Origin of the sequence: Cronobacter dublinensis subsp. dublinensis LMG 23823 (assembly GCF_001277235.1) — a bacterium.
Classification (GTDB): Bacteria; Pseudomonadota; Gammaproteobacteria; order Enterobacterales; family Enterobacteriaceae; genus Cronobacter; species Cronobacter dublinensis.
Genome location: NZ_CP012266.1, coordinates 2,981,526 through 2,993,742, shown reverse-complemented (window position 1 = coordinate 2,993,742; position 12,217 = coordinate 2,981,526). Strand labels below are relative to the sequence as shown.

General features: G+C 59.5%; 10 protein-coding genes. 3 read left to right on the top strand and 7 right to left on the bottom strand.

What is annotated here, in order from left to right; genetic code table 11:
• Window positions 1-49: 49 nt before the first annotated feature.
• Together rplY and AFK67_RS13690 are read right to left on the bottom strand one after the other, a co-directional pair.
• Complete coding sequence (gene rplY, locus AFK67_RS13695) at window positions 50-334, bottom strand: 50S ribosomal protein L25 (protein ID WP_007675837.1); 285 nt, start codon at window positions 332-334, stop codon at window positions 50-52.
• 126 nt (window positions 335-460) lie between these two features.
• A complete protein-coding gene (locus AFK67_RS13690; RefSeq protein ID WP_007723242.1) occupies window positions 461-2,221 on the bottom strand; it encodes a DNA repair helicase RadD in 1,761 nt (586 codons plus the stop codon).
• Window positions 2,222-2,409: 188 nt separating this feature from the next.
• Here AFK67_RS13690 and rsuA point away from each other — a divergent pair, with 188 nt between their 5' ends.
• From rsuA to AFK67_RS13675, 3 genes are all read left to right on the top strand, one after another.
• Complete coding sequence (gene rsuA / locus AFK67_RS13685) at window positions 2,410-3,117, top strand: 16S rRNA pseudouridine(516) synthase RsuA (RefSeq protein WP_007723245.1); 708 nt, start codon at window positions 2,410-2,412, stop codon at window positions 3,115-3,117.
• 15 nt (window positions 3,118-3,132) lie between these two features.
• The gene (locus AFK67_RS13680; RefSeq protein WP_007723248.1) at window positions 3,133-4,329 is read left to right on the top strand and encodes a Bcr/CflA family multidrug efflux MFS transporter; all 1,197 of its coding nucleotides are present in this window, start codon (window positions 3,133-3,135) and stop codon (window positions 4,327-4,329) included.
• A 332-nt stretch (window positions 4,330-4,661) separates the two neighbouring features.
• On the top strand, window positions 4,662-5,006 hold the full coding sequence (locus tag AFK67_RS13675) for a YejG family protein (RefSeq protein ID WP_007750443.1): 345 nt from the start codon (window positions 4,662-4,664) through the stop codon (window positions 5,004-5,006).
• A gap of 3 nt (window positions 5,007-5,009) precedes the next feature.
• Here the strand turns inward: AFK67_RS13675 and yejF are convergent, their stop codons facing one another.
• From yejF to AFK67_RS13650, 5 genes are all read right to left on the bottom strand, one after another.
• Complete coding sequence (gene yejF / locus AFK67_RS13670; RefSeq protein ID WP_038883221.1) at window positions 5,010-6,599, bottom strand: microcin C ABC transporter ATP-binding protein YejF; 1,590 nt, start codon at window positions 6,597-6,599, stop codon at window positions 5,010-5,012.
• 1 nt (window position 6,600) lies between these two features.
• Window positions 6,601-7,626 (bottom strand): microcin C ABC transporter permease, encoded by a 1,026-nt coding sequence (locus AFK67_RS13665; protein ID WP_032967293.1) that lies wholly within the window; start codon window positions 7,624-7,626, stop codon window positions 6,601-6,603.
• Entirely contained in the window at window positions 7,623-8,720 is a 1,098-nt protein-coding gene (locus AFK67_RS13660; protein WP_007723257.1) for a microcin C ABC transporter permease YejB, read from the bottom strand. The genes AFK67_RS13665 and AFK67_RS13660 overlap by 4 nt, the downstream gene beginning before the upstream one ends.
• An 8-nt stretch (window positions 8,721-8,728) precedes the next feature.
• Complete coding sequence (locus AFK67_RS13655) at window positions 8,729-10,534, bottom strand: extracellular solute-binding protein (RefSeq protein WP_007723260.1); 1,806 nt, start codon at window positions 10,532-10,534, stop codon at window positions 8,729-8,731.
• 95 nt (window positions 10,535-10,629) lie between these two features.
• Window positions 10,630-12,192: a cyclic di-GMP phosphodiesterase gene (locus AFK67_RS13650; protein WP_038883224.1), complete on the bottom strand. Its 1,563-nt coding sequence runs from the start codon at window positions 12,190-12,192 to the stop codon at window positions 10,630-10,632.
• Window positions 12,193-12,217 lie beyond the last annotated feature (25 nt).

The following is a 12,217-nucleotide window of genomic DNA, read 5'->3' as shown; positions in this document are numbered from 1 at the left end:
ACAGGCAAAAAAAACGCCGCTTAGCGCGGCGTTTTATCCTTCATCGCAATTACGCGCGAACGAAGTCGATGTGCTGCAGTTTCGGTTTGTACGGGTGACGCTGTACAGCCTGAACTTTTACTTTAACTTCTTTGCCATCGATAGCCAGAGTCAGCACTTCGCTGTAAAACTCCGGTTTTGCCTGCATGTTCATCAGCTTGTCGTGATCCAGTTCGATAGCAACCGGAGCTTCGGTGCCACCGTAGATGATAGCCGGGAACTTGTTGGCGTGACGCAGGCGGCGGCTCGCACCCTTACCCTGCTCTTTACGTACTTCAGCGTTAATAGTAAACATTGACATCTCTCTTAATAAAGAAGCCTGTTACAGGCGACCCAGCAACAGGCGAATGACTGGCTTTGCGGATGCAAAAGCGGGCGGCATTATAGCCATTTGAGCGCGCACGGGCAATGAAAACCGCCGCTAACCGCGTAATTCATTGGCGCGCCGGAAGCGGCCATTGTAGTCGAACACCTTTTCACGCACCTGCCAGAACTGGCCTTTCAGGCGCGCGACCACGAAATCCGGATGGCGCAGCAGCGCCTGTTGCGCCACGATATCGTTAACGGTTATCCAGCGCAGCGGCACGCCCGGCGTGCGGGTATGCGGGCGGATAAACAGCTGTTCAAAGGCGGTGCGCTGCGCGGGCGTCTGCAGACGAAAACGCTCGCTGACGTCCGCGCCGTCCTCGTCGTAATAGGTCACCTTCAGCCAGTCGCCTTTCTCATCGGCGCCCGGTTGTAACTGCATCCCGCTACAGCGTAATACCAGCGCATCTTTGAGCTTCAGCGCCGCTTTCAGCATATCGTCCGGGTCTACCAGCACCTCGTTGCATTCGCGACAGCGTCGCGCGGCGATATCGTTTTCAGCGTTGCAGTGCGGGCAGTTTTTAAAGCGGAAACGGTAGTCGCACTGCTCGCGATGGCCGTCGTCATCCTCAAACCAGCCCTGACAGCGGCGGCCGAAATGCTCAATCAGCGTGCCGTCGGCCGTCGTTTTGCCCCAGAAGGTGTTGGCGAAGCCGCAGGCAGGGCAGAAGACCTGCACCGGCACGTTGTCGCTTTTGCCCTTCGGCGCGCCCACTTCCGGCGCGTAGAGATCGTGCGGGTTACCCGCGTAATCGAGGATCAGACAGTCGGTTTTGCCGGGCGACAGCCGCAGCCCGCGCCCAACAATCTGCTGATAGAGGCTGACCGACTCGGTCGGGCGCAGGATAGCGATTAAATCGACATGCGGGGCGTCAAAACCGGTGGTCAGCACCGCCACATTGACCAGGAAGCGCAACTGCTGGGCTTTAAACGCCTCGATAATCGCGTCGCGCTCGCGTCCCGGCGTTTCACCGGTAATCAGCGACGCCTCGCCCGCGGGCAGCAGGCCGGTTATCTCACGGGCGTGCTCGACGGTGGCGGCGAAAATCATTACGCCGCGCCGGTCGGCGGCATACTCGACAATCTGGCTGACGATATGGGGGGTAATGCGCCGTTGCTGTTTCAGTTCCCGGTTGAGATCGGCCTCGCTGAACAGACCATTGCTCTGGGCTTGCAGGCGGCTGAAATCGTACTGCACCACCGGCATGTCGAGGCGCTCCGGCGGCGTGAGATAACCGTACTTAATCATATAGCGCAGCGGCAGCTCGTAGATGCAGTCGCGGAACAGCGCTTTTTCATCGCCGCGCACCATACCGTGATAGTGAAACTGGTAAATCCAGCCTTTGCCGAGGCGAAACGGTGTCGCAGTCAGGCCCAGCAGCCGCAGGCGCGGGTTCTGCTTGCGCAGGTGCGTGAGGATCTGTTGATACTGGCTGTCGTCGTCATCGCTGATGCGATGGCACTCATCGACAATCACCAGCGAGAATTCTCCCTGAAAATGGTCAAGATTGCGCGCCACCGACTGCACGCTGCCGAACACCACTTTGCCGTGGCTCTCTTTGCGCGCGAGGCCTGCCGCGTAGATATCCGCTTCAAGCCCGAGCGCCAGATATTTCGCGTGGTTTTGCGCCACCAGTTCTTTCACGTGAGCGAGCACCAGCACGCGGCCACGCGCGAGCCGCGCCAGTTCGGCGATGACCAGGCTTTTGCCGGCGCCAGTCGGCAGGACAATCGCCGCGGGCGCGTCATGGCGGCGAAAATGGTTAAGGGTGGCATCCACCGCTTCGCGCTGGTAGGGACGTAAAGTAAAGGACATGGGGCCTGCAGAAATAGGGATCACGCTAATATTATGCCACGAATCATTTTCATCTTGTGAGCGGGCCATTGCCCGTTATACTGACGGCTCTGATTCCGCTTCATGAATGTTGCCGGGCGCCTTGCCCGCCCCCGCGTCGGAACTGCTTCAACAGGCTTATAAACGTCAACAACAGGCTTATAAACGTAATGCGACTTGATAAATTTATCGCCCAGCAGCTTGGCGTCAGCCGCGCTATTGCTGGTCGCGAAATTCGCGCCAGCCGGGTAACGGTCAATGGCGACATTGTTAAAGACACCGCTTTTAAACTGCTGGCGGATCACGACGTCGAGTATGACGGCAATCCGCTGGCCCAGCAGCATGGCCCGCGCTATTTCATGCTGAATAAACCGCAGGGCTACGTCTGCTCGACCGACGATCCGGATCACCCGACCGTACTCTATTTTCTCGACGAGCCGGTCGCCCATAAGCTGCACGCCGCCGGGCGTCTGGATATCGACACCACCGGGCTGGTGCTGATGACCGACGACGGCCAGTGGTCGCACCGCATCACCTCGCCGCGCCACCACTGCGAAAAAACGTACCGGGTGACGCTGGAGTCGCCGGTGGTGGACGACACCGCCGCGCTGTTCGCCAGAGGCGTACAGCTGCATAACGAAAAAGATCTCACCAAACCTGCTCAGCTTGAGGTGATAACGCCGACCGACGTGCGCCTGACCATCAGCGAAGGGCGTTACCATCAGGTCAAACGCATGTTCGCGGCGGTGGGCAACCACGTGGTCGGGCTGCACCGCGAGCGCATCGGGGGCATTGAGCTGGACCCCGAACTGGCGCCGGGCGAATACCGTCCGTTAACCGACGACGAAATTGCCAGCGTTGGCATGCCGTCGCGCTAATATCAGGAGTCAACCGTGACCACCAGGCAGAATTCGTCGCTGGGTATTGTGTTTATTCTTGGCCTGCTGGCCATGCTGATGCCGCTCTCTATTGATATGTACCTGCCGGCGTTGCCGGTCATCGCGAGCGAGTTCGGCGTCGAGGCGGGCAGCGCCCAGATGACGCTCAGCACCTATATCCTGGGCTTTGCTATCGGGCAGCTGTTTTACGGCCCGATGGCCGACAGTCTGGGACGCAAGCCGGTGATCCTCGGCGGCACGCTGATTTTCGCGGCGGCCGCTATCGCCTGCGCGCTGGCGCAGACTATCGACCAGCTCATCTATATGCGTTTCCTGCACGGGCTCTCCGCCGCCGCGGCAAGCGTCGTCATCAATGCCCTGATGCGCGATATCTACCCGAAGGAAGAGTTCTCGCGCATGATGTCCTTCGTGATGCTGGTGACCACCATCGCGCCGCTGCTGGCGCCGATTGCGGGCGGGGCGGTGCTGGTCTGGTTTAACTGGCACGTCATCTTCTGGATCCTCGCCGTGCTGGCACTGCTGGCCTGCGCCATGATCTTCTTTCTTATCCGCGAAACGCTGCCAGTGGAGCGCCGCCAGAAGTTTCACATTCGCACCACGCTTGGCAACTTCGCCACGCTGTTTCGCCATAAGCGCGTCCTGAGCTATATGCTCGCGAGCGGCTTTAGCTTTGCGGGTATGTTTTCGTTTTTAAGCGCCGGACCGTTTGTTTATATCGAGCTGAACCATGTTTCGCCGCAGCATTTCGGCTACTACTTCGCGCTCAACATCGTGTTTCTGTTTGTGATGACCATTATTAACAGCCGCTTTGTGCGCCGCGTCGGCGCGCTGAAGATGTTCCGCGCCGGGCTGTTTATTCAGTTCACGATGGCGGTGTGGCTGGTGTTAAGCGCGCAGTTTGACGCGGGCTTCTGGTCGCTGGTTATCGGCGTGGCGGCGTTTGTCGGCTGCGTGTCGCTGGTGGCCTCTAACGCGATGGCGGTGATCCTGGATGAGTTTCCGCATATGGCGGGCACGGCGTCGTCGCTCGCGGGGACGTTCCGTTTTGGCATCGGGGCCATTATGGGCGCGATGCTTTCAATGGCGACCTTCAACTCCGCCTGGCCGATGCTGCTTTCGATGTTCTTCTGCGCCACCTGTTCGATACTTTTCTACCTGTACGCCAGCCGCCCATCCCGTCGCGCTGCGTAACCCTTCCGGGGGAGATTTTCTCCCCCTTATGCTCCGCTGTTTTCTCTGCCAGACGGCGTTCCCCGAGCGGTTATTTGTTTCGTGAATGTAAAAGTAAAGCGCGTAAAAAGTCACAGCCTTGTATTAAAAAAGGTTGTGTCAGGGCGCAGAACGGGGTACATATAGCGCCAAAATGGGAGCCAACGCACAAAATAACCGCCTCGCTGCTGAGGAAATAACCGGCGCGCGCTTGCCATGAAACCGTTTTCTTTGTTGACGTGATCACTTTTTGTCAACATGTGTTAATATTTATGTGAATGACTTGTAAAATTTATGTTTCCGGGGACACTATCTTGAATACGCTACAACTCTCAATCGTTCATCGCTTGCCGCAGAGCTATCGGTGGAGTACGGGTTTTGCCGGTTCAAAAGTTGAACCGATCCCGCAGAGTGGACCAGACTGCGATAACTGTCTGGTGGGCCTGCGCCTGCTGAGCCCGGACGGCGAAAAAGCCTGGCCGGTGATGCATAAGCTGAGCCAGGCGCTGAGTGATATCTCGGTGGATTGTTCCGTGCTGGAGTGTGAAGGCGAGCCGTGCCTGTTTGTGAATCATCAGGATGAGTTTGCGGCCACCTGCCGCCTCAAAAACTTCGGCGTGGCCATCGCTGAGCCGTTTTCCGGCCAGAATCCGTTCTGAGCGTTAACGCAGCGTTAACAGCTCGCGCGTATATGCCTCACGCGGGGCGGCGAAAATCTCCCGACAGTCGCCCTGCTCAATCACCTCTCCCTGACGTAACACCACTACCTGATGACACAGCGAGCGCACTACCTGGAGATCGTGACTGATAAACAGGTAAGCGAGCTTATGCGTCTGCTGGAGTTTTTTCAGCAGCGTCAGGATCTGCGCCTGCACGGTACGATCGAGCGATGACGTTGGCTCATCGAGGATCAGCAGCTCGGGTTTGAGGATAAGCGCCCGCGCGATGGCGATACGCTGGCGCTGGCCGCCGGAAAACTCGCTCGGGTAGCGGTGGCGCGTTTCAGGATCCAGCCCCACTTCACGCATAGCCTCAATCACCTGGGTTTCACGCTCCGCTGGGGTGAGCGTCGGCTGATGCACGCACAGCCCTTCGGCGATGATACTGAGCACGTCGAGACGCGGGTTAAGCGAGGAGTTCGGATCCTGGAACACCACCTGAATGCGGCGGCGCAGCGGCAGCAGCGCGCGGCGGTTAAGCTGGTGTAAAGGGTGCCCGTCAAAGACAATTTCGCCCTTCGAGGCAATCAGGCGCAGCAGCGCCAGCCCGGAGGTGCTCTTACCGGAGCCCGACTCGCCCACCAGCCCCAGACTTTCGCCCGCATGCAGCGTAAAGCTTAAATTTTTCAGCGCATGATGATAACCCGTGATGCGCCTGAACAGCCCGCGGCGCTTTTCAAACGCCACGCTCAGGCCGCGCACTTCCAACAGCGGCGCGGCAGGTGTGGGCAGCGGCACCGGCTCGCCATCCGGCTCGGCGGCGATAAGCCGCCGGGTGTAGTCGTGCGCCGGCGCGGTGAAAATCGGCCCGACGCGGTTCTGCTCCACGCAGCGCCCGTTCTGCATCACCGCCACGTTATCCGCAAGCCGCTTCACGATATTCAGGTTATGCGTGATAAACAGCAGGCCCATGTTGAGTTCGCGTTTCAGTTCCGCCAGCAGTTGCAGGATTTGCGCCTGCACCGTGACGTCGAGCGCCGTGGTGGGCTCATCGGCAATCAGCAGTGCCGGGCGCGTCAGCAGCGCCATCGCAATCATCACGCGCTGGCGTTCGCCGCCGGAGAGCTGGTGCGGAAAGTCGTTCAGACGCTGCGCGGCGTTGCGGATGCCGACCCGCTCAAGGCAGGTGAGGATCTCGGCGCGCGCGGGCTCGCGGCGCATACCACGGTGCAGGGACAGCACTTCATAGAGCTGTTTTTCGACGCTGTGCAGCGGGTTTAAGGAAACCATCGGCTCCTGAAAGATCATCGCTATCTGGTTGCCGCGCACCGCGCGTAGTTCGCGCTCGTGGGCGTTAAGCAGCGAGCGGCCCTGGAAGCGGATATCGCCCTGCGGATAGACGACCGGCGGGGAAGGGAGCAGGCGCAGTATGGAGAGCGCCGTGACGCTCTTACCGGAGCCGGACTCGCCCACCAGCGCCAGCGTTTCGCCCGCCTCGATGGTCAGCGACAGCGAATCCACTACCTGACGCTCCACGCCCTGCTGGCGAAACGCAATGGAGAGGTTGTCGATGGAAAGCAGGGGATGCGCCATATCAGATAGCCTTACTCGGATCGAAGGCGTCGCGAACCGCTTCGCCAATAAAAATTAACAGCGACAGCAGGATCGCCAGCGAGAAGAAGGCGGTCAGCCCAAGCCAGGGCGCCTCAAGATTATTTTTGCCCTGTAAGAGCAGTTCGCCGAGCGACGGCGAGCCGAGCGGCAGCCCGAAGCCCAGAAAATCGAGCTCTGTCAGCACAGTAATCGAGCCGCAGAGAATAAACGGCAGAAACGTCAGCGTCGCCACCATCGCGTTAGGCAACATATGGCGCCAGATAATCGCCCGGTCGCTGACGCCCAGCGCCTGGGCGGCGCGAATGTAATCAAAGTTGCGGGTGCGCAGAAACTCGGCGCGCACTACGCCCACCAGCGTCATCCAGCCAAACAGCACCGTGATCAGCAGCAGCCACCAGAAGCCCGGCTGCACCACGCTTGAGAGCAGGATAATCAGAAACAGCGTCGGCATGCCCGACCAGATCTCAATAATGCGCTGGCCGAAAAGATCGACCCTGCCGCCGTAATAGCCCTGAATCGCCCCGACGGTAATGCCGATGACGCTTGAGCACAGGGTAAGCATCAGGCCGAACAGCAGCGAAATGCGCGTGCCGTAGAGAATGCGCGCCAGCACGTCGCCGCCGTTGGCATCGGTGCCGAGCCAGTTTTGCGCCGACGGCGGGGCGGGGAAGGGCCGGTCGGAGGCGAAGTTAATCGCGGTGCCGCTGAATCTAATCGGTGCCCAGAGCACCCAGCCGTTATCCTGCAACCGCTGCTGTAGCCACGGATCCTGATAATCGGCGGGCGTCGCGAGCGGGCCGCCGAAATCGCTTTCGCTGTAATGCGCGACCAGCGGGAAATACCAGTGATCCTGGTAGCGCACCGCCAGCGGTTTGTCGTTGGCGATAAGCTCGGAAAACAGGCTCAACACAAAAATGACCGTGAAAATCCACAGCGACCAGTAACCGCGCCGGTTATGGCGAAACCGCGCCCAGCGGGCCTGATTTACGGGATTCAAACCCATCATCCGCGCCTCTCGAAATCAATGCGTGGGTCGACCAGCGTATAGGTGATATCGCTCAGGATATTCAGCAGAAGGCCGACCAGGGTGAAAATATAGAGCGTGCCGAACATCACCGGGTAGTCGCGCGAGACGGTGGCTTCATAACCCAACAGCCCCAGGCCGTTGAGCGAGAAAATGACCTCAATCAGCACCGAACCGGTGAAGAACATGCTGATAAAGGTCGCCGGGAAGCCCGCGATCACCAGCAGCATGGCGTTGCGAAACACATGCCGCCAGAGGATCTGCTGTTCACCAAGCCCTTTGGCACGCGCCGTCACCACGTACTGTTTGCGGATCTCATCAAGAAACGCGTTGCGGGTGAGGATCGTGAGCGTGGCGAAGCCGCCAATCACCGTCGCCAGCACCGGCAGCGTGATGTGCCACAGATAGTCGGTGATTTTTTGATACCACGGCAGCGTGTCGAAGTTGGTCGATACCAGTCCGCGCAGCGGGAAGAGATCGAACCAGGTGCCGCCTGCGAAGATGACGATCAGTAAAATCGCAAACAAAAACGCCGGGATCGCGTAGCCGGTAATGATCGCCACACTACTCCAGACATCGAAGCGGCTGCCGCTGTTGACCGCCTTGCGGATGCCGAGCGGGATCGACACCAGGTAGATAATCAGCGTGCTCCACAGACCGAGCGTTATCGACACCGGCAGGCTGTTTTTAATCAGATCCAGCACCGAGGCGCTGCGAAACAGGCTGTCGCCGAAGTCGAAACGGACATAGTTCCACAGCATGTTGAAATAACGCTCATGCAGCGGTTTATCGAACCCGTAGCGGTGGGTTATCTCGGCGATCACTTCCGGGTCGAGCCCACGCGCGCCGCGGTAGTGGCTCTCGTTCACGTTCATCACGCCGTTTTGCGGGCGGCTGCTTTCCATTCCGCCGCTCTGGACGCCCGGCACACCGGTACCGCCGCCGAACTGGATAGCGGCAAGCGCCTGATCCACCGGACCGCCGGGGGCTATCTGAACAATAAAAAAGTTAATGGTGATGATGGCCCAGAGTGTCGGGATCAGCAGCAGCAAACGACGAAGCAGGTAGGCGCCCATAATTCTCCTTAGCGCCGGGCTTCTGGCAGGGCGGCGGCTTTGTTGACGTCATACCACCACGTGTCAAAGCCCAGGGTGTAGAGCGGGCGTGTGGCGGGGCGGGAGAATTTATTCCACACGGCGACGCGGTCCGCTCCGGCGTACCACATGGGGATCATGTAGTAGTTCCAGGTCAGCACGCGGTCGAGTGCGCGGCCAAGCGGCAGCAGCTTCTGTTGATTGCCCTGGCTGGCGATAATCTGTTCGATAAGCTTATCCACCGCCGGGTTTTGCACGCCAGGGGTATTCCAGGACGAATCGATATAGTCTGACGCCCAGCTTATCTGCAGCCCTGTGTCGGGCCAGGGCGCGGCGCGGTAAAGCGTCGGCAGCATGTCGAAATCGCGCTTGCGCAGCCGGTTAGTGAGCTGCGAATTATCGACCTGGCGGATGGTCATGGTAATGCCGAGCCGCGCCAGGCTGTGCTGGAAGGGCAGCACCCACTGGTTATTGCCCGCCGAGCCCAGCAGCAGTTCAAAGGCAAACGGCTTGCCGGTTTCGCGGTTCACGAGCTTATTGTTTTTCAGCTCCCAGCCCGCGTCTTTCAGCAGCGCCAGCGCCTTGATGAGATTGTCCCTGTCGAAACCGTCGCCGCGCGAGACCGGCGGCTCATATATTTGGGTGAAAACTTCCGGCGGCACCTCTTTTTTCAGCGGCGCCAGCAGCGTGAGCTCGTCGGCGTCCGGGTAATGGCGCGCGGCGTAGTCGGTGTTGAGGAAATAGCTGTTCGGACGACGCCAGGCTTTATAAAACAGCACTTTGTTCATCCATTCGAAATCAAATGCCAGCGAAATAGCCTCGCGCACCCGGCGGTCGGCGAAAAAGGGCCGTTGAATGTTAAACGCCAGCCAGCGGGCGTCCTGCGCGGTGGTGTTCTCGAACTCGTCTTTGACGATGTAGCCGCGCTCGAAATTGCTGCCGGTATAGCGTGTCGCCCAGTTTTTCGGGCTGGTTTCCGGGCGGAAATCATACGCGCCCGCTTTGAACGCCTCAAACGCGACGTTGTCATCCAGGTAGTAGTCGTAGCGGATGGTATCGAAATTCCAGCGGCCGCGGTTGACGGGCAGATCCGCCGCCCAGTAATCCTTCACGCGGGAATAGACAATGTATTGTCCCATTCGCCACTGGGTCGCGCGGTAAGGGCCGTTTGCCAGCGGCGGCGTAGAGAGCGGATCGCTAAGCTTGTGGTCGCGCCAGTATTTCTCCGGCATCACCGGCAGCGTCAGCAGGCCCAGCATATTCTCTTTGCCCGGTTTCGCCAGTTCGATGCGCACGGTCAGCGGCGCGATGGCTTTCATCGTGGCGCCTTTATAATAGAGGCGAAACTGCGGCACGCCCTCGGTCATGAATTTATGAAAGGTGAACGCGACATCCTTAGCGGTAATGGGCGAGCCGTCGTGGTTGCGCGCCTGCGGGTTAATCGTGACTTCCGCCCACGAGAAGTCATCCGGGTAGCGGATCATCTCGGCAATCAGCGGGTAGTAGCTGCCCGGCTCGTCATCGGAGCCGGTAAAAAGCGAGTCGTAGAGCGTTTCGGTGCGCACGCCAGGGTTGCCGCGCAGCGCGTAGCGGTTGAAATTATCAAAGGTGCCGAGGGCCGCGAGCGTGATAGCGCCGCCTTTCGGGGCCGCCGGGTTGACGTAATCGAAGTGGTTAAAATTGACGACATACTTCGGCTCTCCGAGCACGGCCAGAGAGTAGCTTTCATGGATAGTCTGCGCCTGACAAACAGCGCTGAGCAGCAGACACAGCAAAACGAACGCGCGTGCAATCATTGGGATGGTATGTCCTTCTCCGGCGCCTGAAGGGGCGCGCTAACAGCATGGCTGCATAATAAGGGAGCCGCGCGTGATTGTGAAATAGCCCGGCGTTATGAGTCCATCTCCTTCATGCTCGCCGGAAGCTCACCGGCGCGCACCGGGCGGCTGAAATAGTAGCCCTGCAGGAAATTTACGCCACGCACGCTCAGCCATTTCGCCTGATCCAGCGTCTCCACGCCTTCAGCGACGGTCGTCATATTCAGGCGCTTCGCAAGACTTATCACGGCGTCGAGCACCGGCGAGGTAATGGTTTCGGTGCCGATCGCATTGACGAAACCGCGATCAATCTTCAGGTAGTCGAGCGTAAAGCGCTCAAGGTAGATAAGCGCGCTATGGCCGGTGCCGAAGTCGTCCACCGCGATTTCGTAGCCCTGCTGGTGCAGCCATTCGAACAGACCTATCGCTTCTTTTTCGCGGATCATGTCGCGCTCGGTTATCTCAAACACCAGCTGGAAATAATCCGGCGGCAGCGAGGCGTGGAATTTCTGGATATCCGCCTGAAATTCTGGCGAATGGAGATGGCCGGGCGCGATGTTTATCCCGAGCTTGGAACCCGGCGGCAGCGACTGTTGCAGGTGCGGCACGTCCTGGGCGATAAGCTTAAACAGGTGGCGGGTGAGGGGAACGATAAGGCCCTGCGCCTCGGCGAAGCTGATAAACGCGTCCGGCGGGATCATGCCCGCGGCCGGGTGCTTCCAGCGCATCAACGCTTCGACGCCGCGGATCTGACGCGTGGCCGCGTCCACCACAGGCTGATAGACCACAAAAAACTGATTTCGCTTGATGCCGCTTACTATCTCCCGCCCGGATCGCGCGCGCAGCGCCAGCAGGACAACCGTCAGCACGCCGCCCAGAACGCCGAGCAACAGGCCGAGCAGCAGCGCCAGATGCCTGTCTTCGGCAGGCATAGTGTCGCCGTATAAATAAAGCTTCAGCGGGTAGCCCCGCACGCTCTCGCTACGCAGCGGCTCAGCGGGGAGTTCGTCGGGCGTCATCGCCCTGCCGGAAAACGTGGTCAGCGCGCGATCTTTCGCCACCAGCGCCAGGCCGTTGAGATCGTTCTGGCGCGCCGTGTAGACCAGATACGGCGTGAGGTTGACGTTCAGCGTCGTGACGATCCCGCGGCCTGCCATCAGCGGATTGCCGAACCACATCACGATCGACGGTTTATCCGGCATCATCGGCGTGCCGGTAATAATGCTGATATCCACCGCTTTACGGGTGTCGATATCCGGCGCGAAGTCGCGCAGCGGCAGCTGAAGCCTGCCGGTGGCGGAGGAGCAATAGGCAGCGCCGTTTCGTAAGAGCAAAAATGCGCGCACGTTGACGTTAAATGCCGCGCGTGAAGTGAGTTCGGCCGACACTGCGCCGCACTCGGCGAGCGTCAGCGGTTGCAGCGCGTCGGCGGAGGCTTTCAACTGCGCGAAATAGGTGTTGAGATAATGATGAATATCCCGCGCCAGCATGTCGTACTGGTTTTCCCGCTGCTGATGCAGCCAGCCGCGGGCGGCGAGCGTGACAATAAACGCCAGGGCAAGTCCCGTCGCGACGCCGGCAAGCAGGATTTTGCGGGGAGTGGACAGGGTTGATGCAAAAGGCGGACTGGATAACATCCTTTCAGTTCCCGTGCGAGCAACT

What these genes read in the sequence shown, in the direction of transcription:
- AFK67_RS13660 (WP_007723257.1), bottom strand. Translation starts at nt 8,720, where the DNA reads ATGGGCGCCTACCTGCTTCGTCGTTTGCTGCTGCTGATCCCGACACTC.
- AFK67_RS13665 (WP_032967293.1), bottom strand. Translation starts at nt 7,626, where the DNA reads ATGATGGGTTTGAATCCCGTAAATCAGGCCCGCTGGGCGCGGTTTCGC.
- rsuA (WP_007723245.1), top strand. Translation starts at nt 2,410, where the DNA reads ATGCGACTTGATAAATTTATCGCCCAGCAGCTTGGCGTCAGCCGCGCT.
- AFK67_RS13690 (WP_007723242.1), bottom strand. Translation starts at nt 2,221, where the DNA reads ATGTCCTTTACTTTACGTCCCTACCAGCGCGAAGCGGTGGATGCCACC.
- AFK67_RS13655 (WP_007723260.1), bottom strand. Translation starts at nt 10,534, where the DNA reads ATGATTGCACGCGCGTTCGTTTTGCTGTGTCTGCTGCTCAGCGCTGTT.
- rplY (WP_007675837.1), bottom strand. Translation starts at nt 334, where the DNA reads ATGTTTACTATTAACGCTGAAGTACGTAAAGAGCAGGGTAAGGGTGCG.
- AFK67_RS13650 (WP_038883224.1), bottom strand. Translation starts at nt 12,192, where the DNA reads ATGTTATCCAGTCCGCCTTTTGCATCAACCCTGTCCACTCCCCGCAAA.
- yejF (WP_038883221.1), bottom strand. Translation starts at nt 6,599, where the DNA reads ATGGCGCATCCCCTGCTTTCCATCGACAACCTCTCCATTGCGTTTCGC.